Annotated in this window: 25 protein-coding genes; 7 read left to right on the plus strand and 18 right to left on the minus strand. The window is 68.3% G+C overall.

Annotated features, from left to right (window positions below):
• Positions 1-177: 177 nt before the first annotated feature.
• The 8 genes from UA74_RS00400 to UA74_RS00435 all read right to left on the minus strand — a co-directional run bounded on the left by UA74_RS00400 (position 178) and on the right by UA74_RS00435 (position 9,817).
• Entirely contained in the window at positions 178-1,797 is a 1,620-nt protein-coding gene (locus tag UA74_RS00400) for a solute symporter family protein (RefSeq protein ID WP_075737889.1), read from the minus strand.
• Positions 1,794-2,144, minus strand: a complete 351-nt coding sequence (locus UA74_RS00405; protein WP_075737891.1) for a DUF485 domain-containing protein — start codon at positions 2,142-2,144, stop codon at positions 1,794-1,796. Before UA74_RS00405 ends, UA74_RS00400 begins: the two co-directional genes overlap by 4 nt.
• 389 nt (positions 2,145-2,533) lie before the next feature.
• Positions 2,534-4,351: a sodium/solute symporter gene (locus UA74_RS00410; RefSeq protein ID WP_198042889.1), complete on the minus strand. Its 1,818-nt coding sequence runs from the start codon at positions 4,349-4,351 to the stop codon at positions 2,534-2,536.
• A 187-nt stretch (positions 4,352-4,538) separates the two neighbouring features.
• The gene (locus UA74_RS00415; protein ID WP_232237577.1) at positions 4,539-4,964 is read right to left on the minus strand and encodes a hypothetical protein; all 426 of its coding nucleotides are present in this window, start codon (positions 4,962-4,964) and stop codon (positions 4,539-4,541) included.
• Positions 4,961-5,785, minus strand: a complete 825-nt coding sequence (locus tag UA74_RS00420; RefSeq protein WP_075737893.1) for a LytR/AlgR family response regulator transcription factor — start codon at positions 5,783-5,785, stop codon at positions 4,961-4,963. Before UA74_RS00420 ends, UA74_RS00415 begins: the two co-directional genes overlap by 4 nt.
• A gap of 102 nt (positions 5,786-5,887) precedes the next feature.
• Positions 5,888-6,793: a S49 family peptidase gene (locus UA74_RS00425; protein WP_075737895.1), complete on the minus strand. Its 906-nt coding sequence runs from the start codon at positions 6,791-6,793 to the stop codon at positions 5,888-5,890.
• Between the two features lie 300 nt (positions 6,794-7,093).
• On the minus strand, positions 7,094-8,491 hold the full coding sequence (locus UA74_RS00430) for a sensor histidine kinase (protein WP_083682818.1): 1,398 nt from the start codon (positions 8,489-8,491) through the stop codon (positions 7,094-7,096).
• Between the two features lie 111 nt (positions 8,492-8,602).
• Entirely contained in the window at positions 8,603-9,817 is a 1,215-nt protein-coding gene (locus UA74_RS00435) for a cytochrome P450 (protein ID WP_075737897.1), read from the minus strand.
• A 258-nt stretch (positions 9,818-10,075) separates the two neighbouring features.
• On the opposite strand from UA74_RS00435, the gene UA74_RS00440 reads away from it, so the two are divergent.
• From UA74_RS00440 to UA74_RS00450, 3 genes are all read left to right on the plus strand, one after another.
• The gene (locus tag UA74_RS00440) at positions 10,076-10,519 is read left to right on the plus strand and encodes an SgcJ/EcaC family oxidoreductase (RefSeq protein ID WP_075737899.1); all 444 of its coding nucleotides are present in this window, start codon (positions 10,076-10,078) and stop codon (positions 10,517-10,519) included.
• A gap of 177 nt (positions 10,520-10,696) precedes the next feature.
• A complete protein-coding gene (locus UA74_RS00445; protein ID WP_075743248.1) occupies positions 10,697-11,524 on the plus strand; it encodes a glycerophosphodiester phosphodiesterase in 828 nt (275 codons plus the stop codon).
• Between the two features lie 26 nt (positions 11,525-11,550).
• Positions 11,551-12,516 (plus strand): DUF5926 family protein, encoded by a 966-nt coding sequence (locus UA74_RS00450; protein ID WP_075737901.1) that lies wholly within the window; start codon positions 11,551-11,553, stop codon positions 12,514-12,516.
• Positions 12,517-12,724: 208 nt separating this feature from the next.
• Here UA74_RS00450 and UA74_RS00455 read toward each other — a convergent pair whose 3' ends face one another.
• From UA74_RS00455 to UA74_RS00470, 5 genes are all read right to left on the minus strand, one after another.
• The gene (locus UA74_RS00455; protein ID WP_075737903.1) at positions 12,725-13,531 is read right to left on the minus strand and encodes an ESX secretion-associated protein EspG; all 807 of its coding nucleotides are present in this window, start codon (positions 13,529-13,531) and stop codon (positions 12,725-12,727) included.
• 674 nt (positions 13,532-14,205) lie between these two features.
• Positions 14,206-15,015, minus strand: a complete 810-nt coding sequence (locus UA74_RS00460; protein ID WP_075737905.1) for an ESX secretion-associated protein EspG — start codon at positions 15,013-15,015, stop codon at positions 14,206-14,208.
• 3 nt (positions 15,016-15,018) lie between these two features.
• Positions 15,019-16,335 carry a hypothetical protein gene (locus tag UA74_RS31330; RefSeq protein ID WP_157433918.1) on the minus strand — a complete coding sequence of 439 codons (1,317 nt, stop codon included), beginning with the start codon at positions 16,333-16,335 and terminating at the stop codon, positions 15,019-15,021.
• A gap of 18 nt (positions 16,336-16,353) precedes the next feature.
• A complete protein-coding gene (locus tag UA74_RS00465; protein WP_075737907.1) occupies positions 16,354-16,971 on the minus strand; it encodes a DUF3558 domain-containing protein in 618 nt (205 codons plus the stop codon).
• A gap of 12 nt (positions 16,972-16,983) precedes the next feature.
• Positions 16,984-17,322 (minus strand): hypothetical protein, encoded by a 339-nt coding sequence (locus UA74_RS00470; RefSeq protein ID WP_075763680.1) that lies wholly within the window; start codon positions 17,320-17,322, stop codon positions 16,984-16,986.
• Between the two features lie 320 nt (positions 17,323-17,642).
• Between UA74_RS00470 and UA74_RS00475 the strand changes: the two genes are divergently transcribed.
• On the plus strand, positions 17,643-19,118 hold the full coding sequence (locus tag UA74_RS00475; RefSeq protein ID WP_075737911.1) for a UvrD-helicase domain-containing protein: 1,476 nt from the start codon (positions 17,643-17,645) through the stop codon (positions 19,116-19,118).
• A 339-nt stretch (positions 19,119-19,457) separates the two neighbouring features.
• Here UA74_RS00475 and UA74_RS00485 read toward each other — a convergent pair whose 3' ends face one another.
• Entirely contained in the window at positions 19,458-20,018 is a 561-nt protein-coding gene (locus UA74_RS00485) for a ferritin (RefSeq protein WP_075737915.1), read from the minus strand.
• 176 nt (positions 20,019-20,194) lie between these two features.
• Positions 20,195-21,424, minus strand: coding sequence for an arginine deiminase (locus UA74_RS00490; RefSeq protein ID WP_232237578.1), 1,230 nt, complete (start codon positions 21,422-21,424; stop codon positions 20,195-20,197).
• Between the two features lie 94 nt (positions 21,425-21,518).
• On the opposite strand from UA74_RS00490, the gene UA74_RS00495 reads away from it, so the two are divergent.
• Complete coding sequence (locus tag UA74_RS00495; RefSeq protein WP_232237579.1) at positions 21,519-22,133, plus strand: DM13 domain-containing protein; 615 nt, start codon at positions 21,519-21,521, stop codon at positions 22,131-22,133.
• A 95-nt stretch (positions 22,134-22,228) separates the two neighbouring features.
• Positions 22,229-22,447, plus strand: a complete 219-nt coding sequence (locus UA74_RS32625) for a hypothetical protein (RefSeq protein ID WP_198042890.1) — start codon at positions 22,229-22,231, stop codon at positions 22,445-22,447.
• Positions 22,448-22,490: 43 nt separating this feature from the next.
• On the opposite strand, the gene UA74_RS00505 is transcribed toward UA74_RS32625, so the two are convergent.
• From UA74_RS00505 to UA74_RS00515, 3 genes are all read right to left on the minus strand, one after another.
• Complete coding sequence (locus UA74_RS00505; protein WP_404799957.1) at positions 22,491-23,315, minus strand: CPBP family intramembrane glutamic endopeptidase; 825 nt, start codon at positions 23,313-23,315, stop codon at positions 22,491-22,493.
• A 16-nt stretch (positions 23,316-23,331) separates the two neighbouring features.
• On the minus strand, positions 23,332-24,102 hold the full coding sequence (locus tag UA74_RS00510; protein ID WP_232237580.1) for a DUF2470 domain-containing protein: 771 nt from the start codon (positions 24,100-24,102) through the stop codon (positions 23,332-23,334).
• A 314-nt stretch (positions 24,103-24,416) separates the two neighbouring features.
• A complete protein-coding gene (locus UA74_RS00515; protein ID WP_075737921.1) occupies positions 24,417-25,601 on the minus strand; it encodes a homogentisate 1,2-dioxygenase in 1,185 nt (394 codons plus the stop codon).
• A gap of 68 nt (positions 25,602-25,669) precedes the next feature.
• On the opposite strand from UA74_RS00515, the gene UA74_RS00520 reads away from it, so the two are divergent.
• Complete coding sequence (locus UA74_RS00520; RefSeq protein WP_265737131.1) at positions 25,670-26,536, plus strand: hypothetical protein; 867 nt, start codon at positions 25,670-25,672, stop codon at positions 26,534-26,536.
• The last annotated feature ends 126 nt before the right edge of the window (positions 26,537-26,662 follow it).

The following is a 26,662-nucleotide window of genomic DNA, read 5'->3' on the forward strand; positions in this document are numbered from 1 at the left end:
CCTGGCTGTGCTGAACCTGCGGTCATGTCCACTACGCGGATTCCGCCGGGAAGGTTGCACGAATCTCGAAGATCATCGATGAACGTGGAGTCGAAGCTGGTCGCCGAGGACCGGGCGAGACGGCCGAGGGCCCGACCGCGCGGCGGCGGTCGGGCCCTCGTGGACGGGTGAGAAGGATCAGTGTTCGGTGGCCTTCTCCGCACCGAGGCCGGTCAGCGAACGCACCTCCATCTCGCTGTACTTCGCCGGATCGGCGGGACTCTTGGACAGGACGGTGCCCAGCCAGCCGAGGAAGAACGAGATCGGGATCGAGACGATGCCCGGATTGGACAGCGGGAAGAGATCGAAGTCGGCCGAGGGGAACATCGCGCTGTCGCTGCCGGATACGGCGGGAGAGAAGACGATCAACGTGATGGTGATGGCCAACCCGCCGTACATGCTCCAGAGCGCTCCGGTCGTGTTGAAGCGGCGCCAGAACAGCGAGTACAGGATCGTCGGGAGATTCGCCGACGCCGCCACGGCGAAGGCCAGTGCCACCAGGAAGGCGATGTTCTGCCCGTTGGCCACGATGCCGCCGAGGATGGACACCACGCCGATGACGACGGCGGTGATCCGGGCGACCCGTACCTCTGCCGCCTTGTCGTCCGCCGCTCCGCCCTTGATCACGTTGGCGTAGATGTCGTGCGCGAAGGAGGCCGACGCGGTGATCGTCAGGCCTGCGACGACGGCGAGGATGGTCGCGAACGCCACGGCCGCGATGAAGCCGAGGAGCAGCGGGCCGCCGAGTTCCGCCGCCAGCAGCGGCGCCGCCGAGTTCACACCGCCAGGGGCGTCCTGGATGCGCTCCGGTCCGACGATGGCACCCGCGCCGTAGCCGAGCACCAGGGTGAACAGGTAGAACAGGCCGATCAGCCAGATCGCCCACTGCACGGAGCGGCGGGCCTCCTTCGAGGTCGGCACGGTGTAGAAGCGCATCAGGATGTGCGGCAGCCCGGCCGTGCCCAGCACCAGCGCCAAGGAGAGCGACAGGAAGTCGATCCTGGTCAGTGCCGAGGCGCCGTAGGCCATGCCGGGATTGAGGACGTCCTCGGTGCCTGCGGCGTCGACCGCCGCGCCCAGCAGGCTCGACAGGTTCATCCCGTACATGCTGAGCACCCACACGGTCATCACGGCGGCGCCCGAGATCAACAGGGCCGCCTTGATGATCTGCACCCAGGTCGTGCCGCGCATCCCGCCGATCAGGACGTACACGATCATCAGCGCACCGACGATCGCGATGACCAGTGCCTGCCCGGCGCCGCTCTCGATGCCGAGCAGGAGGGCGATGAGTCCGCCCGCGCCTGCCATCTGGGCCAGCAGATAGAAGAAGGACACCACGAGCGTGGAGATGGCCGCGGCAGTGCGCACCGGTTTCTGCTTCATCCGGAAGCTCAGCACGTCCGCCATCGTGTAGCGGCCGGTGTTGCGGAGCAGTTCCGCCACCAGCAGCAGCGCGACCAGCCAGGCGACGAGGAAGCCGATCGAATACAGGAAGCCGTCATAGCCGTTGACCGCAATGGCGCCCGCGATGCCGAGGAAGGATGCGGCGGAGAGGTAGTCGCCGGAGATGGCGACGCCGTTCTGCGGGCCGCTGAACGCTCGCCCGGCCGCGTAGTAGTCGGCGGCGGTCTTGGTGTTGCGGCTGGCCCGAAGCACGATCACCAGGGTGACCGCGACGAAGAGGCCGAAGATGCCGATGTTGAGCCAGGGGGATCCGATGTCCCCCTGCGCGAGGATCACGGTGTCGGCGTCGGTCATCGGTCGCCTCCCTCGGCTTCTTCCCGAATCCGGTCGGCGAGCGGGTCGAGCCTGCGGTTCGCGAAGCGCACGTAGAGGGTCGTGATCAGGAAGGTGGAGACGAACTGGAGCAGGCCGAACACCAGGCCGATGTTGATGTTGCCGATGACCTTGATGCTCATGAAGTCATGCGCGAAGTCGGCCACCAGGACATAGAGCAGATACCAGGCGAGGAACAACGCGGCCATCGGGAAGACGAAACGGCGAAGCCTGCGGCGCAGATCGACGAAATCCGGACTCTCCTGGATGGTGCGCCAGGCGTCTGGACCGGGCGGCTCCGGGGGTAGGGGTGGCGGTGTCTCGCTCACAGAACCTCCCTGCTGGCTTGGGTGTCCCACATGGTTGTGTCGCGTTGATCACATCGGAAGCCGCCAAACGGGGGGCTTACTCGCCTGACTCGGAGGAATCTGACAGCACAGGGTGTTTCCATCTACGCTGCGTTACGTGATCGCGGGCAAGTCATCACTCTTTGGATGCACCGGTTTAAATCCGACGAGTGAGGGTGTTCGCGGTGGTTCGCGCCGCGGCGCCGGGCGAGGAGGTCGGACGACTGGTCCTCCTCGGCAGGTCGATGCCGTGGATCGCCGCAGCCGACGGAGCCACGACGACCCTGTCTCAGCCCGCCCGGTTCCCGCCCCGTCGTGCCTGTTCTCGCCGTCGCCGCCCGCGTGCCGACGTGCGTGGCCCTCGGACCCGGTCAGTCCTCGCCTGCGGGCCGGTGATGTCGAGGCCCGTTCGACCGAGGGGGGTCCTCCCTCGCCGGATCGTCGACGAACCCGAACCGCTCCAGGTCCCGATCCCTGATCAGACCGAGCCGATCCGGCGCGTGCATCCGCAAGAGGATGCGCGACACCTCCGATGACACCTGACGGGACGTCGCCCGGCTCACCACGATCATCGTCAGGAACGCGATCGGCACCGTGATCAAGGCGGGCTGGGCGGTCACCGAGCTCAGCCAGCCCGCCGACGCAGGCTCCAGGATCACCGTCAGCGTCACCGCCAGGACGGCGAGTCCACCACCCACGATCATTCCCGTCGCCGCGCCGGTCGCCGTCAGGCCGCGCCACCAGATGCCCAGCACGAGCAGCGGGCAGAAGGTGGACGCGGACACGGCGAAGACCATGCCCACCGTCTGGGAGATGCTGAGATTCGCGAAGTACATGACCGCGATCAGCGGCACCAGCGCGGAGATCACGGTGGCGAGCCGGAAGTCGTTCAGTGCCCCGCGCCGCAGGACGTCGGTCGCCAGGACGCCCGCCACGCAGCTCACCAGCCCCGAAGCCGTCGAGATGAAGGCGGCGAACGCGCCTGCCGCCGTCACCGCGCCGAGCAGCATTCCCGGCCAGCCCGCCAGCATGGCGCCCGGCAGCAGCAGCACGGCCGCATCGGTGGTGCCGGTGACCAGTAGTTGCGGGACGTACAGGCGGGAGAGCGCGCCGAAGATCGTGGGGAACAGATAGAACAGCCCCAGGAGCATGAGGACGAACAGGGTCGTCCGGCGGGCCGCTCCGCCGTTGGGATTGGTGTAGAAGCGGACGAGGATGTGCGGCAGGCCCATGGTGCCGAGGAACGTCGCGAAGATCAGCGAATAGGTGGCGAAGAGGCTCGGTCCTCCGCCGTCCTGCGGGGTCAGCCAGGAGGCGTTGTCCGTGGGCGCACCCAGCACCACCGGCACGTCGGAACCTGCCGGGAAGGTCAGTTCGGTGTCCGCTCCGACGCTGTGCTCCCCCGGCGCCCAGTAGACGGTGCCCGCCGCCCGCTGCCCGCCCACCACCCCGTCGGCGTGGAGATACAGCGGCCGGGAGACGTCCAGCGTCACGTCGGTGCCCACCGTGATGGCGGTCGCCGCCTCGAACCGAGGCGGCAGCGGCTCGGCGAGCCCGCGGCGAGTGCCCTCCTGATTCGCGACGAACACGATGACCAGGAGGAATGCCGGTAAGGAGATCGCGAAGAGCTTGACCCAGTACTGCACGGCCTGCACGAGCGTGACGGCTCGCAGGCCGCCGCTGAGGACGTTGACGGCCACCAGGAGGGCCACCAGCGCGGTGCCCGCCCAGAACGGCAGCCCGGTGACCATCCGCAGGGTCAGCCCGGCACCCTGGAACTGGGGGACGACGTAGAGCCAGCAGATGACGACGACCGTGAGGGTCGCCAGCCTGCGCAGGCCGGTGGAGCCCAGCCGAGCCTCGGCGAAGTCCGGGAGCGTGTAGGCGCCGGATCGGCGCAGCGGCGCGGCCACGAACATCAGCAGCAGTAGATACCCGCCCGCGAACCCGATCGGATACCAGAGGGCGTCGACGCCGTCTTTGAGGACGAGCCCGGCGATGCCGAGGAACGACGCGGCGGAGAGGTACTCGCCGGAGATCGCCGCGGCATTGCGTTCCGCGCCGATCGTCCGGCGGGCCACCAGAAAGTCCGAGGTCGTGTGCACGGACCGAGAGCCGAAGATGCCCAGGGCGAACGTGACGACGGCCATCACCACGATGCCGACGGTCGCCCAGGGAATCAGCTCCACGGCATCGCTGCCTGGTCAGCTGGGCGGCAGGCGGCCGCGACATCGGAGGCCGTCCCGGCGAGGGCGGGCCGATGTCGGACGAGGAGTTCCATCGACCAGCCGGATGATCCGAGTCCGCGCCGTCCCGACTCGGCCCGGCCCCGCCGCCGATGCGACGCGCTCACCGTCGAAGGGCGACGCGGCGACATCAGTTCTCCACCATGTCGACGAAGTCCCGCTCATGTCGCTCGGCCTGCACGCTGTAGGCATAGCCGACCGCGATGAGCAGCGGGAACGGCAGGACGCCCAGCAGTACCCAGGAGAGTCGGATTCCGCCGACCGACAGCGTCGCGAACGCGGGGAAGAGCCAGAAGAGCACGGGAAGACTGCCGAGCAGTCCCAGGGTGAGCAGCGTCAGTCGTAATGCGGTGCGGAGCTGCGCGCGGATGAGATTGCGCACCAGCGCCTCACCGACGCTCGTCTGCTCCTCCAGTTCCGAGATCTGTCGCAGCGGGCGGCGGGTGGCGCGGCGATCCGCCAGCACCACCTTGACCCGGCGAAGGCGGCGACCCGGCGGCGCCTCCAAGGTGTCCGGGTCGGGCAGTTCCGCCCGATCATCGTCCGGGGGGATCATCGACCCGGACCGAGTCCTCGCTTGGGCGACCGGACCAGCCGGTCCTTCAGCTCCCTGGTGTGTCTGCGACTCACCGGCAGCTCGATGGCCGTCTCCCCGCTGCCCAGCCGCACGGAATAGCCCGACGAGGACATCTGGAGCTCGCTCACCAACGACAACGAGACCAGATAGGACCGATGAATACGGGCGAAACCGACCTCGGACCAGCGTTCCTCAAGCTGAGAGAGCGGAATGCGCACCAGATGACTGCCGTCGACGGTGTGCAGGCGCGCGTAGTCGCCCTGCGCCTCCACATAGCGGATCGAGGAGCGCGGGATCAGTTTCGTGGTGCCCGCGAGTTCGACGGGAATGACCTCGTCCTCGGCGGGGGTCACCGTGCCGGGGCCGCTCTCCGGTTTGCGCAGACGCTCCGCGCGTCGCAGCGCCTCGTCGACTCGCTCGGCGTTCGGCGGCTTGACGAGGTAGTCGGTGGCGCCGACGTTGAACGCCTCAAGGGACTGGTTGTCATAACCGGTCACGAAGATGAGCGCGGGGGGCACCCGGAATGCGGTGAGCACCTTGCCCAGCTCCATGCCGTCGAGCCCCGGCATCGCGATGTCCAGGAACACGACGTCCACCGGAGACAGACCCGCCCTGGAACGTTCGCGCAGTTCGGCGTCGTTGCTGCGGAGGACACGAAGGGCATCGGCCGAGTCGAAGGCGGTGAGGATGCGACGTACCCGATTATTGCGACGCAGACAGTACAACAACTCGTCCAGGCCGCGATCCTCGTCGTCGACCGCGAGGACGATGAGTCCCGTGCCGTTGTCTTGAGTGCTCACTATGCCTTCATTTCCTGCCCAGACGTGTCGTGGCCGTCCATGACCGAGCGTCTACTCGACAGTGTGACAAGGCGCCTGCGGCCCTGACCATTCCAGGCTCCTCTACAGCCCGAACCGGTTCCACATCGCGCGCTGTTCGAGACCTTCGATCACCTGAAGCAGCCCGGTCGCCGGATTCGAACCGCCGAGGGACAGGTTTGCTCCGCTGCCGATGCCGAGCCGGGAGAGGAGGTTCCGCCTGGGCTCGGCGACGGAGATCTCCGCCTTGGGGAACCGACGGGAGATCACGTCGCGCAGTGTCCCGACCTCGTCCACCAGGCCGAGTTCCCTGGCCTTGGCCCCGGTCCACACCTCGCCGGAGAAGAGCTCCTCCTCGCTGCCGTTCAGGCGGTCGCCGCGCCGCTCGCGGACCCACGCGGCGAACTGCTCGTGCAGATCCGCCTGCAGTCCCGTCAGCCACTCCACGTCCTCCGCCTTCTGCGGGGAGAACGGATCAAGCCGAACCTTGTGCGCGCCTGCGGCATGAACTCGCCGCTCCACGCCGATGCGCTCCAGCAGCCCGGTCAGGCCGAATCCGCTGCTGATCACTCCGATCGAGCCGACCAAGGACGTCGGATGCGCGTAGATCTCGTCTGCCGCGCAGGCCAGCCAGTAACCGCCGGATGCGGCGACGTCTTCACAGAAGGCGAGCACCGGAACCGGCCTTCCTCGGTGGGCCTTCTTCTTGGCGAGCCCGATGATGCGGTCCGCGATCAACGCCGACTGGGTGGGAGATCCACCGGGCGAATTGATCTCCAGTACCACCGCAGCCAGTCGGTCATGGGCGAAGGCCCTGGTCAGTGCGGTCTCCACCGTGTGGAGGCTGAGTGCGCCCCTCGCCGTGGGGCCTGGGTTCGGCGTGATGACGCCGTGCAGCCGGATCACGGCGACCACCGGTGCACGTTCCCCGCGTTCGCCGAGTCTGCCCGGCAGCGGAAGGCGGGCGGCCAGTTTGTCGGTCACGCTCATGACCCGACCCTAGCTCGAAAGTCGACGGATGATCGAGACCTTCTGTCCGGTCGCGCGTGGTTCGTCCTCGGTACGTCGTCTGGGTGACTCCCGAATGACTTGGGCGGCTGGCTGGTCCGCTCCGATCGCGAGGCCCGTGGCGGCACGCGAGACACCTCCCCTTTCGACGAGGCCGAGGACCATCGGATGCCAGGATGCCCCGATCGACGACCCGAGACGTCCCGTTCGTTCACGGCGTCTGGACGGAATCGCGCCGCCGTCTCCGACGACCCCGACGGTCTCGGCCGCAGCCCCGCCTTCTCAGTCGCCGCTGCGCTGGATCAGCGCGGCCATCCGTGCCTTGGCGTCCTCGGTCGCAGGTTCACCGGGAACCGCCAGCTCGGTCCTGGTCCGCTCCGCGGGCTCCGCGTCGGACACGGGTTCGTCGGCGACCGAGGCCTGCGGTGGGTCCACCTCGTCGACCGGCGTCTCCGGAACCTCGTCGGCCTCCGGCGCTGTCGGCAGCGGCCGAACCCCGGGGCTGAACTTGGGCACCCGCATCGTGACCCGCATCCCGGCGCCGAGGTTGGTCTCCACGATCAGGCCGTACTCATTGCCGAACACCGACTGCATCCGGTCGTGGATGTTGCCGAGGCCCACGTGAGCACCGGAGAGGTGGGCGTTGGTGAACTCCTTGTTCAGCCGGTTCGGGTCCATGCCGACGCCGTCGTCCTCGACGCTGATCAGGGCCTCGGTGCCGTTGTCGGCCGCCTCGACGGTCACGGTCCCCCCGCCCCGCTTGCTGGCCAGTCCGTGACGCACCGCGTTCTCGACCAGCGGCTGCACGACCAGGAACGGCACCACCACCGGCAGCACCTCGGGGGCGATCCGCAGCTGGACGCGCAGTCGGTCCTCGCCGTAGCGGGCGCGTTCCAACGTCAGATAGCGGTCGACGTTGCGCAGTTCCTCCGCCAGCGTGGTGAACAGTCCGGTCGCGCGGAACGAGTATCGGGTGAACTCGGCGAAGTCCTGGAGCAGATCCCGCGCCTCCTCCGGATCGGTCCGGATGAAGGAGGAGATCGTGTTCAGCGCGTTGTAGATGAAATGCGGCGAGATCTGGGCACGTAAGGCCTGCACCTCGGCCTTGGCCAGCCGTTCTCGCGACTCCTGGAGTTCGGCCAGCGCCAACTGGGTGCAGACGTAGTGCCCGAGTTCCTCGGCCGCGTTGATGAGTCGCTTGCCTCCGGTGTCGGCCACCACCACCAGCGAACCCTTGATCTCGCCTTCCACCAGCAACGGGATGATCGAGGCGTGCCGCATCGGGCAGGCCTTGTGCGTGCAGTCGAGATCGGCGTGGTCGACGTGGGCGCGCTTGCCGTCGGAGACGACTTCGCCGACCTTGTCTGCCAGGTCGTCGTAGTGATAGTTGGCCTCGCCGTCCCAGCTGATCAGGCCCGCTCGGTCGGTGAGGCCGACGGCCACGCACTGCAGCAGTTCGCGGAGGTGCGGAGTGGCCCGGTTGGCGGCCTCCTCGGTCAGCCCCTCCCGCAACTCCGGCGCGGCCTGGGAGACCCGGTGCAACGCCCGCAGCGTGGCATCCTCGACAGAGGTGCTGACGCGACGGGCGCGACAGAGCATGACGAACATGCCCAGCACGCCGATCACGGCAAGCGTCGTGAGCACTGTGCGATCGGTCAACAGCTCACTCACGGGTCCCATGCTCCGATGATCGGTGCCGACGTGGCAATCCACTCAGGTTTTGTCGCCCGAATGGAGCAATCCACGATGCAGGCCCGTGCGGTACCCGCCTCGTCACCAGGGACTCTCCAGTCATCGGCTCACCGGAAGATCATGCAGACCTCTGATGACGAACTCGTCGCGTCGCCGAGGTGTGCCTGCCGACGACAGCGTCGGGAGCCTGCGTAGCAGGGCTGCCAGCGTCGCGGTCACCTCGATCCTGGCCAACGGGGCGCCGAGGCAGTAGTGGATGCCGAGGCCGAAGCCGATGTGCGGGTTGGGATCGCGCCCGACGTCCAGCCGATCGGGCTCGTCGAAGACCAGCGGATCGCGGGCGGCGGCGCCGAGCAGGGCGGCGATCCGCTCGCCGGGGGCGAGGACGACACCGGCGATCTCGACCTCGTCGACGGCGGTGCGTTCGAAGAGCTGGAGCGGCGAGTCGAAGCGGATCAGTTCGTCGGCGGCCGTCGACAGCAGCGAGGGGTCATCCAGCAGCCGTCGCCACTGCGCCGGGTATCGCAACAGCGCCGACACGCCGTTCCCGACGACGTTCACCGACGCCTCATGGCCGGCCATCAGCAGCAGTACGGCGGTGCCGATCAACTCATCCTCGGTGAGCCGGGCGCCGTCGGCGTCGGTGACCGCGACCAGGTCGGACACCAGGTCGTCGCCCGGCGTCCTCCTGCGCAGCGCGACCAGTTCGCGGAGGTAGTCGACGAACTCGCGGGCGGCCTGCTCCGCTGCCTGCCTGCGTTCCTCGGCCAGGTCGAACTCGTACATCTTCACGATCGCGTTCGACCACGGCTGGAGGAGCCCTCGATCCGACTCCGGCACACCCAGCAGCTCGGCGATCACCGCGACCGGCAGCGGCGCCGCGACCTCGGCCAGCAGATCACCGGAGCCGGTCGAGTCGATCCGCTCGGCCAGCCCGGCGACCAGCTCGTCGGCGAGCTGCTCGACCCACGGCCGCAGCCGCTCCACATGGCCGCGGCCGAAGGCGGCCGAGACCAGTCGACGCAGTCGGGTGTGGGTCGGCGGCTCGTTCTCCAGCAGGGATGTCTGGTGGAGCAGGTTGAACGCACCGAACTCGGCGGCGGGCTCCGCGTCGGTCCAGATCCGGCCGAGGGACCGATGCCGCAGCACGGCGGACGCGGCGGCGTGCGTGACGGCGAGATGCAACCCCATGCCGTCGTGGCGGTGCACCGGTCCGGCCGAGCGCATCGCCGCGAAGGTCGGATACGGGTCGGCCAGGAAGGTCGGATCGGTCGGGTCGAAGGGCTGCGCGGCGGCAGGCTGGGCGGCGCTCATCGGGACACCGTAAGCCGCCGACCGCTCAGTCTCGGCATCGGTCAGCCCAGCTCACAGTGCTGCGGGCAGGTAGGCATGGCCGCTCAGGCGTTGTTGCATCCCTTCGGCGCCTGCCTGTTGGTTTCCGAGGATCGGTTCCTGTCCGCGGCATGAGGTCTGCGCAGTTGCCGTGCCGGGCGCGGTGGAGGGCGGCCGTCGACCGTGCCTGCCCGATCGCCCGTTGACCTGAACCAAGGTTCAGATGTTTGGCTCGCTCGTATGCCTGCAGAGAGCGTCGCCGCGCCCGTCGTCCAGGACGAGACCGTCGATCACCGTGCGGACCTCGCCGCCGTCACCGAGGTGATCCACGACGTCGAGACCGCCTTCAACACCAACGACCCCGACCTCATGACCGCCCACTTCACCGAGAACGCCTCGGTCGTCAACGCCATGGGAGTGCTGCTGGCGGGCCGCCTCGAGCTGCTGGCCGCGAATCGTCGAGGTCTCGCCGGGTTCCTTCGCGACGAGTACGTCCGCTACGACGTCGGTGACGTCGTCTTCCTGCGGCCCGACATCGCCATCGCCCATAAGACCGCGAGGGCGACCACCGCCGAGGGCGAGCCGCTCGACGTGAAGCCGACGATGATCGCCCTCTACGTCCTGGTCAAGGAGGCGGGCCGGTGGTGGGTGGCGGCCAGGCAGAACACCCTCGTGCCCGCGTGACCATGCCGGACTCGGCTGCTGCGGTGACGGAATGTCGGGGGCTCGCCGGTCGCGATTGAACACCAGCCGACCCAGGTGGGCTTCGGCGCCTCGCACTCGCGGGAGTGCCATCCGGGGTTCGCAGGCACGTCGGTGAAACGCCACCTGTCCGCCACCTCGGCGGCGGAGGATCTCGCTGTGTCGCCAGCCGTCGTCGCTCATCGCGGCGCATCAGCCGATCGCGCCGAGCACACCCTCGCCGCCTACACGCTGGCCGTGGAACAGGGGGCCGACGCACTCGAATGCGATGTCCGGCTCACCAAGGACCGGCACCTCGTCTGCATCCACGACCGCAGCGTCGACCGAACCTCGTCGGGTCGAGGTCTGGTCAGCGAACTCACCCTGGCCCAGCTGTCCGCCCTGGACTACGGCAGTGGGCAGCCCTCCGCCGCGCCGTCCGCCCCTGCGGATCGGTCCGGCGGACGGCCCGCCGCCTCCGCGACCGGGCTGCTGCGATTCGAGGAGCTGCTCGACCTCGTGGTCACCGCGCCTCGGCCGATCCGGCTGTTCGTGGAGACCAAACACCCGGTCCGGTTCGGCGGGCTCGTGGAGCGGGCCCTGCTGCACACCCTCGCCCGGCACGGCCTCACCCGGCCCGCGTCGAAGGACGACTCGCCCGTGGTGATGATGTCCTTCTCCTCCCGTGCGGTGCGGCGGGTCCGGGCACAGGCGCCCGCGCTGCCGACGGTGCTGCTGTTCGACCGCCTCAGCCGTTCGACTCGCGACGGCACCCTGCCACCCTGGGCCGACTACACGGGTCCCGGAATCCACCTGCTGCGGTCCGATCCCGACTACGTCCGGCGGGCCGAGGCGCAGGGAAACCCGACCTACTGCTGGACGGTCGACGAGCCTGCCGACATCGAGCTGTGTGACCGACTCGGCGTTCGCTTCCTCGCGACCAACCGGCCTGCCGCCACCCGGTCCGCCCTGCGCCCTGCTTCGTCGACTACCGTTCCCCACGCGTAACGAGGGAATCACGGGAGGGGCGCCACGTGGCCAAGCGCACAGCGATCAAGCGTAGGGATCGGGCGAGTGCCCGCGAGGATGGACTCAACCCGCGCAGGCCCTGCGAATGCGGTTCCGGCAAGCGGTTCAAGGCCTGCCACGGCACCGACGGCGGCGCGGCTGACGTGATCATCACCAGGCCGTTCGAGGGGCTCGCCTCCGAGTGCGAGCTGATCGCGCTGCGCGAGTTCGTGCCCAGCGCCACCGCAAGGCTGCCGCTGATCGACGGCGTCTCCGCCGTGGACGTGACCCTGGCCTCCGTGCTGCCGATGGCCGCAGCGGCCATGCGGCGCAACGACGACCAGGCGCTGGTCGGCCTCCAGGTCCAGACCCGATCCGGCGACCTCAGCCGCGACCTCGCCCGCGCGGTGCGCTGGGTGGCCGAGGCAGGCGTCGGCGACATGCTGCCCGTGGTCGGACCGGATGACGACCCGGCCGGACCGCGACTCCAGGACCTGCTGACCGCCGACGCGCCGCTGGACGTCGAACTGCACTCCGACTTCGCCTGGTGGATTCCCGAGGGCACCGAGGCGACCCCCGAGGTCACCGTCTCGCTGGAACGTGCCAACGAGGCGATCATGCCGACCGAGCGTCTCGACGGCCCCGGCATCCGCGCGGCGTACTGGGTCGACGCGGGCGAGAAGGCGCACCTGCGCTGGGTCCGTCCCGAGCCGGAGGAGAAGCTGCTCGCCGCGATGGCCCGACTCGCCGCCCGCGACGCGCTCACCTTGGGCGAGGGCAGCCGCTACGCGGGTTCGTTCCGGGCACACGGCCTGCTCGTACCGGTGTGGGATCTCGACCGCGAGCTGCACGCGCGCGAATGGGAGCAGCCCGCTGCCGACCTCGGTGACCGGTTGACCGAGGCACTCGCCACCCTGGACGACACACCGCTCAACGAGTCCGAGCGGCGCGCGCGGGCGGGGCTGATCGGCAGGCAGATCACGCTGCGCTGAGCGCGGTGGGATGCGACCTCGTGGTCGGCCGGGCGCGGATCAGGCCCGGCCTGCAGGCCGCGTCTCCTCGACGGGCCGAGAAGTCGCAGGCCGAGCGGCGAGCAGCGCCCGCCAAATCGTGCCCGGTCGATCCGGCCGGCCCCTCGCCCGTCGGGGCCGGGCGGCCTGCATCGATCTCGGTGTGCCGTGGGCCGAGCCTCGTCGCTGATCAGATCCGGGGCCCGATCGAGGACAGCAGGATCTCCACCTGACCGATGAGCATCGTCCGGTCGGCGGGTGCGAGGGTGAACCACTCCCGGCCGTCCGGTTCGGTTCTGTGCTGTGTCAGATAGCGGCCGTCGGCGGTGTCCAGGAACTCGACCCGGTACGCGGCATCGGTGGTCCGGCAGGCAAGCGGGTCGAAGCCGGTGGCACTGATCTGTCCTTCCCGCTCACGCGGTGCCGTGAGAACCCGCTCCAGCACTTCGGCATCCTCGTGGCGCAGCCCTGCCGAGGCAATCGCCGACGGCAGCCTCGCCGTGTCGAGAATCCCCTCGTCGGTGGCCCGCTGGATGTAGTGCGAGGGGAGCCGCACGACCGTGCCCTGCCCGGCCTGCACCGGCGGCAGCACCTCGATGACGACTCGGGCCAGCGATGTCGGCCGGATTCGTTCGATCGTCATCGACAGGTCCGTCTCGGTGGTCCCCGATGACTCCGACTGCGTGGCCAGCACGGCGAACTCTCCGCTCGCGGCGGCGATGGCGTTGAGCCTGAGGCTCTTCACCAGGAAGGAACCGGTCACCGAGCGACTGGGCCGGTGCAACGCGTGGAAAGCCGTCGCCAGGAAGGGGATCGGCTCGCCGCGATCGAGCAGACCCATCGCGTCCAGCTCGAGCCAGGCCTCGCGGTGCGAATCGCTTCGTTCGGCGTCGGGCGCGCCGAGGTCCGATGCGGGTGTGAGCGGGGCGATCGTCGTCCGAAGCCGGGTGCGGAGCGCGTCCACGGCGAGCGCGGACAGAGTGAATCGTTCTGCCATGGCGCTCATCGACTCGCCGGGGGAGCATTGCCGAGTCGTGCGGAGTCCGCCGCCTGCGCCGCACTCGCGGTGTCGATGCCGCGCGTGATCTCGACGAGGCGACCGGGATGCTGCAGACGGTCGCCGGGCACGGGCAGCCTGTCTCGGGCGGGCCTCGGGCCGGTCGGTTCGGGCGATGCTCGTTCGCGGGGGATCTCGCAGGCGTCAAACACAGTCACAGTGCTCGCCTCCCGTGGCGTACTCCGGGCGGCCGACCAACAGCCCGTACGTGATCTTCGACCGAAGCTATCAGCCTGCGAGTAGCCGATCAGGCACACTGCGAAGTCAGGCCGCAACATCACACCTTCAGCGCAGTGCAACGCTGGTGAAGTGGGCTCGGCGGTGTTCGGTCGACAGCTGCCCGCCTCGTCGACGACGGCCCCGCCTGCCGGGCCGTTCCTGCTCTCGCCCAGGCGGCGGCATGATGCCCCGCCTGCCGACACCGCCCGACCGACTCCGTTCGGCAGATCGTGCGCGATCAGAACCGACCGAGGGGCGGCCCCACAACGACGAACGCCGGTTCAGGGACGCTCGCCTCTCTGGCGGGTGCGCCGGGAGCGTCGTCGGAGCCTGGCGGTGGTCGGTCCCCCGGCTCCGAGTCTGGGTGATCCGGCCGTGCTCGAGTCCAACGAGAATCAGCGCCGAGGTTCGACCGTGGACAACAGCGCGTCGACCTGGCTCGCGAGCATCGCGCGGTCCGACGGAGCGATCGTGAACCAATGTCCACCGTCGTGGGACGGCTTGTGCTGCATGAGATAGCGACCCTCGGCGGTGTCCAGGAAGTCCACCCGATACGCGCCGTCGATAGTGCGTCCCGTCAGTCGATCGAAGCTGGTCGCGCTGATCTGGCCCGCCCGCAGGCGTTGCGCGGTGAGCGTCCGCGCGACGACGTCGGCCTGCCCTGGTCGAAGTCCGGTGGCGGTCATCGCCGATCGCAACGCGGCCGTCGACCGACCACCCGCCTCGGCCGCCCGCAGGACGTCGTCGGACGGCAGACTCACCGACACCCCACGACCTGCGGGAACCTGCGGAAGCACTTCGACGACGGCGCGGCCCAACGACGTCGACCAGATCCGCTCGATGGTCAACGGTCGCTCGGCCTCCGTGCTGCCCGCAGGCTCCGTCTGCGTCGCCAACACCGCGAACTCGCCGTTCGCCGCCGAGACCGCGTTGGCCCCGGTCGTCCGGTCGATCATGTAGGCGCCGTACACCGCGCGCATCGGTCGGGACAACGTGGCGAAGGCATCCGCGAGAAACGAGACCGGCTCGCCGCGCTCCAGCAGACCGAGCGAATCCAACTCGGCCCATGCCCTGCGATGCAGGTGGCGGCGTTCCTCCGCCGACTCGCCGAAGCCGACGGTGTAGAACAGCGGCGGAAGTCGCGTCGTCAACCGGGTTCGCACGGCGTCGACGGCGAGCGCGGTCAGTGTGAATCGTTCAGTCACTTCTCATCTGTCCCTGGGTGGTGCCTCGTCGCCGAATACAGGCGGTGCGACCTTGGTGCCGTCGGTGAAGATGTCGTCCATCTCGATGAGGTAGTCGGCGCGCTTGTGTTCCTTGTCCTCATCGCCTTCGCTGTTGCGCCCGCCTGCGCCACCGCCGCCTGCCACCCCGCCGCCGGGCATACCGCCTGCGCCACCGCCGGTAGGCCCGAAGCCACCGGGCATGCGGCCGCCACCGGTGCCACCGACGCCGGTGGCACCCCCCGGCCCGAAGCCGTTGCCACCGGGTCCGCCGCTGCCTGGCCCGAATCCGCTGCCGCCGGGTCCGAATCCACCGGGAGCACGTCCGCCGGCGGGGCCCCCGAATCCACCGTGCCGTCCACCGACGGGGCCACGCCCGCCGATGCCGCCAGGCCCGTTCCCGCCGATGTTGCCGCTTGGCCGGCCGATGCCGCCAAGCGGCGGGAGAAGACCGCCGCCAGGTGGTCCGCTGGGACCGGGGGCGCCGATGACCGGTGGTGGGATCGGTTGTCCAGGTGTAGGCGGCTGCGGGACGGGGTAATGGAAGTCTGGCCCGACCGGGGGAGGCCCGGTCGGCGGCCGATACTCCGGCGTACTGCCGTTCCCGCCGCCGGATCCACCGTCAGAACCGCCACCGGGAATGTTGGATCCGCCCCTGCCACCGGTGTCGGTACCGCTGTTGGCATCGGTACCGCCGTTGGGCAGCGAAGAATCTCCGAACGTGGCAGGCATGCCGTCGTCGGCTCGGCCCAAGTTCGGCTCGGCGATGGTCACGAGCGTGTTCGGAGGGGCTTCAAATCCGCGCGAGGATGCCAGGTTGGCGTTCGTGTTGGACTGATAATTCTCCATGATCTCGCGTGCGCGCTGGTTCTCCTGGTCGTACGCATTTCGCTGGTCGGTATATCCGGTCATCCCGGGCACGACCGTGTCAAGGAAGTCTTTGCTCGGCTCCGGTGAGCCGGTGGGTGTCAAGAATTTGGCCGTTGCCTGGTAATTCGCTTGAAGTGCCGTTGCGCTCGCGATCTGACGGGCTTGGCTGTCGGCTTCAAGTGCATAGACTGCTAGTGGCGAGACGGCCCCACGCGATTTTTCCCCAGCGACACCTTGGTGAACCTCGTTGGAAGTCGAAAGCGACGACTCGATGTATTGTCCAAGTTCCAGGAATCGGTCTGCTATTCCTTTCCAGGAGACTTCCATGTCTTCCGGGCTCGCACCTGCCGGATCGGAGTTCAGGGCTGCTGAAATTGCCTGGGCGTTCGTGTGGTCCCACGTTCGGTCGCTCGGGTTGGCTTGGTATGCCATTTGACTCCCCCCTTCTGGCTACTGCCCCAGGTTCTCGACCGCTGCTTCGGCTACTTCGGACGCCCATTCACATGCATCAAGGTCGTCCATTCCTCCACGGTCTGCGCTGACGACCAGAAGCTGATCGTCGGAGAGTCCCAGTAGAATCTCGCAGCTCAACTCGGTTGCGACGATCTTCGTTCTGATAGCCGGATGCTCGGCAATTTCTACCGGCTCGAATACCTGATACTGGTCTTCCTGTGCATAAATAGCTGACAGGGTGGTTCCTTCTTCTTCGGGGAACAGGGATACGGTTTGTCGCGTCTCGGTATTAGTCCACCGGCATAGCGTGGTCCCGAGTTCTGTTGTGTCTTCCACTCCTTCGGCGGCAAATCCGAGTTCGGTGGCCTGATCTGCGGTGAGTAGATCGCATGGAAGGGTGTCATCGATGTTCTTGGGGTTTGCAACTCGGGGCACCAGCGGGTCGAATTTTGTTGCCTCTGCAGTCTCGCTGGCGCGTTCCCCTGCTGTCTCTGATGTTCCAAGTGGGCTCGGCCGTGCATCTCCTTCGCTTTCCTGTCCGCACCCTGCGAGCGTGAAGATGGCCCCGGCTGCCAATGCGAGGTAGATCGCACTCCGGTTTTCAATTGTCCTCATGGCGAGTATCCTTCAGATCGCGAGGTTTGGCCCGGCGACGGTAGGCCTGTCGGCGATCTCTATGGCGTCTGCCGAAATTGCATTCAGTTCTTCGGCGCTATGATAGTTGAGCAGTGCCTTCTCCAGTGCTTCGATCTGTTGTTCGATCGCCTCCCGGTATGCAGTCGCGGCCTGGAAGAGTGACCCGGTGTTGGTGTCAACAGTCATCTTGCGCATCTCGTCGGTGGCATGGCTGCTGACTCCATCGGACCCACGGAAGCTGATTCGGGACAGCTGGCTTGCACTAGTGAGGATTTCTGTGACCTTCAGCGACGCCTCGCGAAGATTCGCCAGAATCTGTGGGGCGTTCAAGGTCGATCTGGTAGCCGTCGGACATGCGTGTCCTGTCCTCCCCGTTGCGTGCTCGTAGGCGGGCCGTCCCCACGGTCCCGTCCACGATCTTCGTCTCGAAGCTAGCAGTCGCTCAGTAGTGCGTCTGCCACACTCCGAAGTCAACCCGCAAGATCACACATTCAGCGCAGTCCGCGCGTCCGAACGGTCGGCTAGGCGTGCCGAGGGCACCTAGCGGGGATGCCCGGTGACCGGAAACAGGGCGGGCCGCCTGCCGTCGTCAGGCGCTACCGGCATGATCACCCTGACCAGCCAGGGCCGACCAGGAGAGGCGAGTCGCGATGGCCGATGCCGACGAGTCCACCGGGCACGGCGACGCGGGAGGGTTCCGACTCGACCCGGCGCAGGACGCGGCGGCCGAGCCCGTGCCAGGGGGGCGGGAGCTGTTGACCGGCGGTCCGGGAACGGGCAAGACGCTTGTCGCTCTGCACCGGATTCACCGGTCTTGGCGGGGTGATCGAGCGGGCAGGCTGTTGTTGACGACCGACACGTCGGCCGGAGCAACGCGACTCGCCGACGGGCTGGTCCGGCTCGCGGGCCGGGAGATCCTGGACCGGGTCGACGTACTCGATGTCGACACGGTCGCTCGACGAACCTGCGTCGGCATCACCGGCCGAGCCGTCCGAATCGAACGGGACGAGCCCACCCGGTGGGCGCACGTGCTGCAACGGGCTGCGGAGCTGGACGACGCCGAACGCAGGCGGTACACCCCGGACTTCCTGGCGGCCGAGTACCGGCTGGTGATCGTCGGGCGCGACCTGCGACGGCTGGACGATTACCTGACCGCCTCGCGAGCCGATCGGGGCGTGGTCCTCGACGGACCGGCGCGAACCCAGGTCTGGCGACTGGCGACGGCGTTCGAGGAACTGCTCGCCGGGCGGGGTGTGGCGAGCCGGGATCGGACGGCTGCTCGCGCCGCCGAGTTCGCCGAGGCGGCGCACGGCCCGGCGGCTCCGAGGGTGGGCGGCTATCGACACATCGTCGCCGACCTGGCACAGGAGTTCTCTCCCGCGCAGTGTCGGCTGCTGCGTGCCCTGGTCGCTGACGAGACGGGAAGTCTGCTGCTGTGTGTGGACGATCGGCAGCGGATTCACGCGCCGGGCGATGCGGCAGGTGCGTTCGCGGCTTCCGGGCGGCTGCTGCGCCTGAGCACCGGTCATCGGAATACCCGAGAGATCATCGAGTTCGCCACCTCGGTGCTCGATCCGGACGACGCATCGCCGAGCACCGGCGAGGTGACTCGAACCGACCAGACCGGCCCCGAACCGATCCTGTGGGCGTTCGACTCGACCACGGAGGAACGTGATGCCGTGGTCCGAGTCGTGCGGCGGTGGCGTACGGAGGTGCTCGCCGACCAGCCGCCGTGCGCGGTGCTGACTCCGTCGACGCGACTGCGGGACCAGGTGGATCGGCGGTTGCGTGCCGCGCGGGTGGGCACCGTCGTCCTCGGCTCCGATGAGGACATCGAGGAGAATCGGGCGGTCAGGGTCGGCGTCCTGACCTCGGCGGCAGGCCGAGAGTTCTCGCGTGTCGCGCTCTCCGGCATCGGGGCGGAGTCCGTGCCGCCTGCCGAACTCCTCGACCACATCGATCCGGGAGACCGTCCCGAGTTGCTGCGTCGATGGCGAGCTCTGCTCTATACGGCCTGCACGCGGGCGCGGGACCGCCTGCTCGTCACGTGGACGGGGGAGCCGTCCGCTTTGCTTCCGCAGCCGGCCGCGCCGGAGACCCGGTCCTCACCGTCGGAGCAAGACTGACCACTCTGTCGTAGCGGGTGGGCAGCGGCGGCAGCCGGTCCGGCGACAGTGCGTCCACCAGTCCGGAGATGGTCGGTGCCCCGGCGTTCGCAGCGTGCGTCGTCTCGGGTGACCGGGTTGCCTGCGTCGGGATGAGGCCTTCGGCCCGAGCCGCCGTCGACCCGGTCGCGTCGGGCGCCCACAGACGGTCTGTCGTCCGGCCGCACGGTCCGATGGCGGACGTCTGTGCCGAGGAGGACTCGGCTGCGTAGGTCTCGCCAGGCGCCCGCACTCCCGCAGGGGGTGAGCTGCCGGGCGCGGGCGACGGCGAGTGCTCGGGCTGCGAAGCCCGGTTCCCGATCAGAGCGCCCCGCCCGCAGCCTGGGGTGCGGTCGGGTCCGCGCCTGCGTCGCCGACGGTCTCGCGAGCCAGGAAGTTCTCCACGTCGAAGAGGTTGCCGTTCGAGCGTTCCACGACGTTGAGGAGCGTGGACATCTGCGAGACCTCTTCCACCTGCTCCTTGAGGAACCACTGCATGAACTGCTCGCCGAGGTAGTCGTCCTCCGACCTCGCGGCCTTGGCGAGCGCCACGATCTCTTCGGTGACCGCACGCTCCTGTTCGAGCGCCAACGCGATCAGTTCCCGGACCTCGCCGAACGAGTTTCGGACTGGTCCGACGTCGGGGATGGTCACCTCGATGTCGTTGTCGAGCAGATAACGGACGATCATCAAGGCGTGGTTCCGCTCCTCCAGCGCCTGCTGGTAGAAGTGCCGCGCGAGCTGCGGAAGGTCGCGGGCGTCGAACCACACGGCCACCGCGATGTACTGCTGCGAGGCGGTGAACTCGTTGCGCACCTGATCTTGTAGCAGGGTATGGAAGTCGGTTGCCTTTCGCTGAATCTGCTTCGCCGTGATAGCCATGATTCAAGGATAAACCTTCTTTGTCACTCGGGCGACCGCATGAGAAGCAGCTCACGACTCCACTGATTGCCGAGGAAAGGCTAGCCGAAGTTAGCCCTGCCTGACCTTACCTGGCAGGTCAGGGGTGGTTGGAAGCAGTTAGCCCTATTGTCTCAGCTATTCGAAAAGGCGCGAGATCAGCTGATCTGATCCCGCGACAACGGGCAGGACATGCAGCGCGGTCCGCCGCGACCGCTGCCCAGTTCGTATCCGGAAATGGGGAGCACCTCGATTCCGTTCTCCTCGAGTCGGGTATTCGTCTCCACGTTGCGTTCATAGGCGACCACGACGCCCGGTGCCAACGCGAGGGTGTTGTTCCCGTCGTCCCACTGCTCGCGTTCGGCGGTGACCGGGTCCAGTCCGGTGTCGATCACCCGGAGTCGCTCGATGCCCATCGCCTCGGCTGCGGCGGCGAGGAACGGTACGGGACCCGCCACCGCAAGGCCGCCCTCCTCGGTCGGGCGCAGCGGATAGGCCGACAGGGTGTCCTGGATGGCGGGGTACATCACCACCGCGTCCACGTCGACCATCGTGCACACCGTGTCCAGGTGCATCGAGGCCCGTCGCTGTTCGATGGGCACCGCCAGGACCGTGTGCGCCAGGCCGTCGGCGAAGACGGATCTCGCGAACGACTCGGCCCCGGCAGGCGTGGTGCGCTCGCCGACGCCGATGGCGAGCACACCGGGAGCGAGCAGTAGCACGTCGCCGCCTTCCACCGGCGCGGAGTGTGCGCCGTAGGCGCGGCCCGCCGAGGCGAACCGGGGGTGATAGGCGTAGATCACATCGGTGATCGAGGTCTCGCGCCGCCGAGCAGGCATGGTCAACGAGGTGATCGCCACCCGGTCGGCGACCCATACCGAGGAATCTCGGGTGAACAGCAGGTTGGGCAGCGGCGTGACGGCGAAATCATGCGGATGCCGCATCCGGCGCACCAGCGAGGCGCCCTCGGAGGCGGGGAGTTCCTCAAAGGTCATGCCACTCGTCAGGACGTCCACCAATGCGTCGGCGGGCAGCGACGTCAGGTGGGAGCGAAGCGCGTCGGCCAGTTCCAGGCCGAGCCGGTGCTCTTCGACTGCTGCGTGAATCCCTGCCGTGCGTGCACGTTCGTCGACCATGGTGTCGGTGAGCAGCTCGGTGAGCAGCAGCACCTCGACACCTCGAGACCGCAAGAGATTCGCGAATGCATCGTGTTCGTCTTGGGCTCGATCCACCCAAGGGATCCCGTCGAACAACAACTGGTCGTTGTTGCGGGGGGTGAGGCGCTTCAGTTCACTGCCGGGTCGATGCAACAGGACCGAGCGGAGCCTGCCCACCTCGGAATCAACACCGGCCAGCGGGGACAGGGGAGTGGGGACCTGGAGGTTCACGTCGACCAGCCTAGAAGGAAACGGAGCAAATTGCTGCTCTGACCCGGTCCTCATAGCTACAATCGTTGCTATCAGAACGGAAGGCCATCGATTCATGAAACATTCAGACGGTCCGAGGCGCGGTTTATTGCGTCGCTTGATGCCGATGATCGGAGTTGGTTTGTCGGTGGTGGTGCTGGCGGTCGGGCTGTGGGCCTTCCAACCGTGGCGGCTGTGGACGTCGAGCACTGTCGACGAGGCGCGGCCGACGGTCGGCCCCACCTCGACATCGTCGATGCCGATCGAATCCGAAGAACCGATGGCGGGGTCGTCCGCAGACCCGGTCGAGCCCGAGCCGGAGACCGCCGGACCCGCCACCCCCACGGAGCCGATCGTGCTGGCGACCGGGGAGTTCGTCTCCCAAGAGCACGAGACGAGCGGCACGGCCGAGGTACTCGAGCTGCCCGACGGTTCCAGGATCGTTCGGCTGACCGGCCTTGCCTCCAGCGACGGCCCGGACTTGCGGGTGGCGCTGACCGACCAGGAGGCGGGTGGTGACTGGTTCAAGTACCGCGACAACAGGTATCACGAGCTCGGCGTGCTCAAAGGGACACACGGCAATCAGAACTATCCACTGCCCGGTGATCTGGACATCGCCGGGCTGCGTAGCGTGGTGATCTGGTGCGAGCGGTTTTCCGTTGCGTTCGGCTCTGCGGCGGTGGACCTCTGAACCTCGCCGCCGAGGCAGCGCGACGTCGGATCAGATGCGCCGAAGCCCGACGATTGGCGGTGCTCGTCGTGGGCTAATCCGAGGCGGTGCTACTGGTGACAGACATCGACGACCTGGCCTTGGCTGCGGCACGGCGTCGGCTGGGAACCACCGCAGTCGACGAGACGGTGAATGCGGCGCTCCGACTGGCAGGCGGGTTGCCCAGGCCCGATGAGACCCAAGCCGTCGTCGGTGACGTCGGCTCCGAGGCGGGTCGCTCGCCAGGGCGACTCGCCGAGGACGTTCTCGATCCTCGGGCAGGCACCGGTCCCTGACTCAGTGGTTCGACGCAGGCCTCGGCCCGATGCCGGGGCCGAGTCACCGCAGCCAGGAGATGTCGTCGGCGAGCAGCGCATAACCGACGAAGGCGACGATGTCGATCATCGCGTGGCCGATGACCAGCGCCCACAGCCGATTGGTCCGCTGCCAGTACCGGCCGTAGATCAGACCCATCACGATGTTGCCGAGGAAGCCGCCGAAGCCCTGATAGAGGTGATACGAGCCGCGCAGCACGGCCGAGACGAGCAGCCCTGCGTTCTCCGACCAGCCGAGCTGCCGCAGCCGAGTGAGCAGGTATCCGACGACGAGGATCTCCTCGGCCCAGGAGTTGCCCAGCGCCGACAGCACGAGCACCAGGCTCCGCCACCACTGTTCGTCCAAGGCCGACGGCACCACGGTGAGGTTGATGCCGAGCGCCCGAGTGCCGAGGTAGAAGGCCAGCCCCGGTACCCCGATCAGCGCCGCGAGGCCGAGCCCGTGCATCAGGTCGCGACCTGGCCTGGCGCGGTCGAGGCCGATCCGCCGCAGCGCGATGCCGCCGCGCCAGATCAGGTAGACCCCCAGCGCCCCCCAGGAGAGGAGTTGCAGCACGCTGGTGAGCTGTCGGGCGAAGTCCAACAGGCCCAGCGCGGCCTGCGGGACGTTGATCGCCACTTCCTGCTCGTTCAGCGGCTCCGGTCGCAGCAGCCGGTCCAGCAGGGAGAGCAGACTCCGCAGTCCGGAGAGCCCCAACGTCGCGGTGAAGACGATGACCAGTTCGATGACCACCGCACGGCGTTCGGCCGGATCGGCGATGACCGCCGGATCGTCGGGCCGTCGCGGCCTGAACCAGCCGAGCAGGGGACTGGGCGAACCGGAGGGCACGTCGGAGACCCCTAGCTCAGATCTGGCGGGCGAGGAACGGACAGCCGACGAGCCTGCGCAGTTCCGCGGAGAGCTCGGTGACGTCCCGCACCGGCCTGGCGAAGGCCAGCCGCACGTCGTGATCACCGTTGTCGTCCTCGATGCGCAGCCGCAGCCCGAGCCGGTCCAGACCCAGCGGCCGCACTCGACCGCCCCTGATCTTCTCGGGGAGATGCCGGGCGAGCATGTCGACGACGTTGCGATGTGCGCCTTCGAGGTGCCGCAGCCAGCCCGCCTCGAAGCGACAGAACGGGTCCGGCGTGGCCGAGGCGAACTCGGCGACCTCGAGCGGGCCGCTGCTCTCCGCATCGGCGAGGACCAGCGAGGCGACTCGTAGCCGGAGGACGACCATGTCGTGCCCGACGTCGAGCAGCCGGGGATCGGGTCGGGATTCGGCGATGTTCACCGCGACCGCGCGGGCCGCTGTCTCGGGCAGCACGCTCAGCAGGCCGCTGATCCACAGCAGCCCTCGTACCGGTTCGCGTAGGGCGACGGGTGCGGTGTCGGCGACCTCGATCATCGCGGCGAGCTCGCCGCCCGCTCCGTGCAGGGCCAGGCCGACCAGCGGATGCCTGCGCGAGAGGAGTGCGGACACGGCGCCGTCGGGATGAACGTGATGCAGCACGGGATTCACCCGGGCCGCGCTCTCGATCGCGGGCAGGATGACGGCGCGTCCTCGGGTCGCCATCGACCTGGCCCGCTCCGCCGCAGTGGGCGACGGCGGCCTGCGACTCGTGTTGATGTCCACTCTCGCCTCCAGGACTCTGCGTCGGTGTACGGCCCTCACGTCCGCCGAGAGTGAGGATCAGCGTAGATGAGCTGCCTGCGACGACGCCGTGGTTCGCCGGGTCCGCGATCGGGACGGTGACGAGGATCGACGGCAGGTTCTTAGGGGAGCCTAAGTTATTTCTGCTCGGGATGGAAGCTCGCCACGCCGGCTCTCGACAAGGAGGGGCGAAGCGGACGAATACGTGCTCCGCCGTCTAGCCGACCTCGCCTTACCCTTCGACGGCGGCCTCGGTGCGCTGCGATCGACCCGACCGGGTGACCGCGGCGCCGTCGCTAGTCCGTCCAGTCCGGCCCTCGCCTGGCCCAGGACCAGGCGTAGCGAGGGTCCTCGCAGGCCTCGGCCGCCTCGCCGAGCTCCAGCGGGCGGAAGGTGTCGACCATGACGGCCGTCTCGTCGAAGTACTCCACGCCGAGCGAGGCCTCCACCGCACCCGGCTGGGGGCCGTGGGTGCAGCCTGCCGGGTGCAGGGACAGTGACCCGAGGCCGATCCCGGACCCCTTCCGCGCCTCGTAGTCGCCGCCCACGTAGAACATCAGCTCGTCGGAGTCGACGTTCGCGTGGTTGTAGGGCACCGGGACGGCCTGCGGGTGGTAGTCGACCTTGCGCGGGCAGAACGAGCAGACCACGAAGTTGGGGCCCTCGAAGGTCTGGTGCACCGGCGGCGGCTGATGGATCCGGCCGGTGATCGGCTCGAAGTCGCGGATGTTGAAGACCCACGGGTAGAGGCAGCCGTCCCAGCCCACCACGTCGAACGGATGCCTGGCATAGGTGAGACGGGTGAGTCCCGCTCGATGTCTGACCAGTACGGGGACGTCGTCGCCGTCCACGAGCAGGGGGCTGTCCGGGCCGCGAAGGTCTCGTTCCGAGTACGGCGAGTGCTCCAGGAACTGGCCCTTGGCCGACAGGTGACGGCGCGGCGGTCCGATGTGGCCGGTCGCCTCCAGGATCAACATCCGCAGCGGAAGTTCAGGTTTCACCCGATAGGTGCAAGAGGTGGGCAGCACGACGTAGTCGCCCTCGCCGACGGCGAGCGCACCGTAGATCGTCTCGACCGTGCCGCGTCCGGACTGGACGTAGATCAGCTCGTCCCCGACGGCGTTGCGGTACAGCGGACTCACCGAGTTCGCCACCACGAAGCAGATCGAGACGTCCGCGTTATGAAAGAGTTGCCTTCGATGCGTTACGGCATCGGAGTCGCCTGCATCGGGCCAGCTCAGGGCCTGGGTGCGGAAGTGTCGCGGCTTCAGCGGCAGGTTCGGCGTGGAACCACGACCTGTCTCCTCGACCGTCTCCGCGTTCACGACGGCGGTGGGAAGATGGCGGTGGTAGAGCAGCGAGGAGTCGGCGGAGAAGCCCTCGACACCCATCAGTTCCTCGGCGTACAGGCCGCCGTCTGGCCTGCGGAATTGGGTGTGTCGTTTAGGGGGAATCTCGCCCACGGCGCGGTAGTGCGGCACGATCTGCTCCCGGCGTTCGTTATACGGACACCTTTGTTCATTCTGTGGTACGCACTAGCCTCGCAGCCGTGTCAAGCGCCGTAGAACTCCATGCGCCCGGTCCGCGCGGTATCCCACCCCTGTTGGCGAGGTTGGTCGATGACGCCGCACTGTTCCCACCTGGCAGCGCGAGCATGCCGGATGCGGTACGCCGCCACCTCGAGGCCAGGGCAGGAGGAACGGCCGGTGTGCTGGGTCTGTTCCTCTGTCCGGCATCGAGGCTGTCGGAACTGATCACCGAGCTGATCAAGGCCAAGCCCATCCGCCCGGTCGCCCTGTCATTGGTGATCGACACCGGCCTGGGAGGTGTGCCCAAGGCCGTGTCGATCGTCGAGTCGCGCAGCGAGCTGCTCGCGTTGCGGATGGTCGAGATGCCCGCTCCCTCCGATCTCGACGCCGTGTGGCTGGAGCGGGTCTCGGAGTTCGTCCCCGAGGACGTCATCCGGGTCATCGAGCCCCGTCGCGGCGGGGCGGGCTGGCTGGAGAGCGTGCGGCGGGTGGCGGAGCACGGGTCGTGGCCGAAGCTGCGGTGCGGTGGTCAGACGATGGAGGCGTTCCCCGGCGCCGATCAGGTGGCCGACTTCCTCGCCGTGGCCAGCACGACCGGCCTTCCCTTCAAGGCCACCGCAGGCATGCATCACGCAGTGCGCCATACCGACGAGCAGACCGGCTTCACCCACCACGGATTCCTCAACCTGATCGTCGCCACCGCGCGGTCGTTGTCGGGCAAGGACGTGCGCGAGGCACTGCTGAGCACCGATGCCGAGACGCTGGTCGGTGAGGCGAAGGCACTCGGAGACGAGGCGGCCGCCGCGGTCCGGTCGGTCTTCGCCTCCTACGGCTCCTGTTCCCTCACCGAGCCGGTCGAGGACCTGGAACAGCTCGGCCTCCTGTGAGGACCTCGCCCGCCGTGCGCGCGGTCTCCGCGTGCGGGAGGACGGCGCAGGCCGAGGGCGCTGCTCGGCCGTCGGCCGACGGGGGCAGTGGCAGGCACGACGGCGGTGGACCGCCGTGTGCGCGAT

It is taken from the genome of Actinoalloteichus fjordicus (assembly GCF_001941625.1).
GTDB lineage: Bacteria > Actinomycetota > Actinomycetes > Mycobacteriales > Pseudonocardiaceae > Actinoalloteichus_A > Actinoalloteichus_A fjordicus.

Coding starts and splice junctions, on each gene's coding strand:
- UA74_RS00430 (WP_083682818.1), bottom strand. CDS start 8,491: ATGGGACCCGTGAGTGAGCTGTTGACCGATCGCACAGTGCTCACGACG.
- UA74_RS00415 (WP_232237577.1), bottom strand. CDS start 4,964: ATGATCCCCCCGGACGATGATCGGGCGGAACTGCCCGACCCGGACACC.
- UA74_RS31330 (WP_157433918.1), bottom strand. CDS start 16,335: ATGGCATACCAAGCCAACCCGAGCGACCGAACGTGGGACCACACGAAC.
- UA74_RS00435 (WP_075737897.1), bottom strand. CDS start 9,817: ATGAGCGCCGCCCAGCCTGCCGCCGCGCAGCCCTTCGACCCGACCGAT.
- UA74_RS00475 (WP_075737911.1), top strand. CDS start 17,643: ATGGCCGATGCCGACGAGTCCACCGGGCACGGCGACGCGGGAGGGTTC.
- UA74_RS00440 (WP_075737899.1), top strand. CDS start 10,076: ATGCCTGCAGAGAGCGTCGCCGCGCCCGTCGTCCAGGACGAGACCGTC.
- UA74_RS00400 (WP_075737889.1), bottom strand. CDS start 1,797: ATGACCGACGCCGACACCGTGATCCTCGCGCAGGGGGACATCGGATCC.
- UA74_RS00425 (WP_075737895.1), bottom strand. CDS start 6,793: ATGAGCGTGACCGACAAACTGGCCGCCCGCCTTCCGCTGCCGGGCAGA.
- UA74_RS00485 (WP_075737915.1), bottom strand. CDS start 20,018: ATGGCTATCACGGCGAAGCAGATTCAGCGAAAGGCAACCGACTTCCAT.
- UA74_RS00495 (WP_232237579.1), top strand. CDS start 21,519: ATGAAACATTCAGACGGTCCGAGGCGCGGTTTATTGCGTCGCTTGATG.
- UA74_RS00455 (WP_075737903.1), bottom strand. CDS start 13,531: ATGGCAGAACGATTCACTCTGTCCGCGCTCGCCGTGGACGCGCTCCGC.
- UA74_RS00465 (WP_075737907.1), bottom strand. CDS start 16,971: ATGAGGACAATTGAAAACCGGAGTGCGATCTACCTCGCATTGGCAGCC.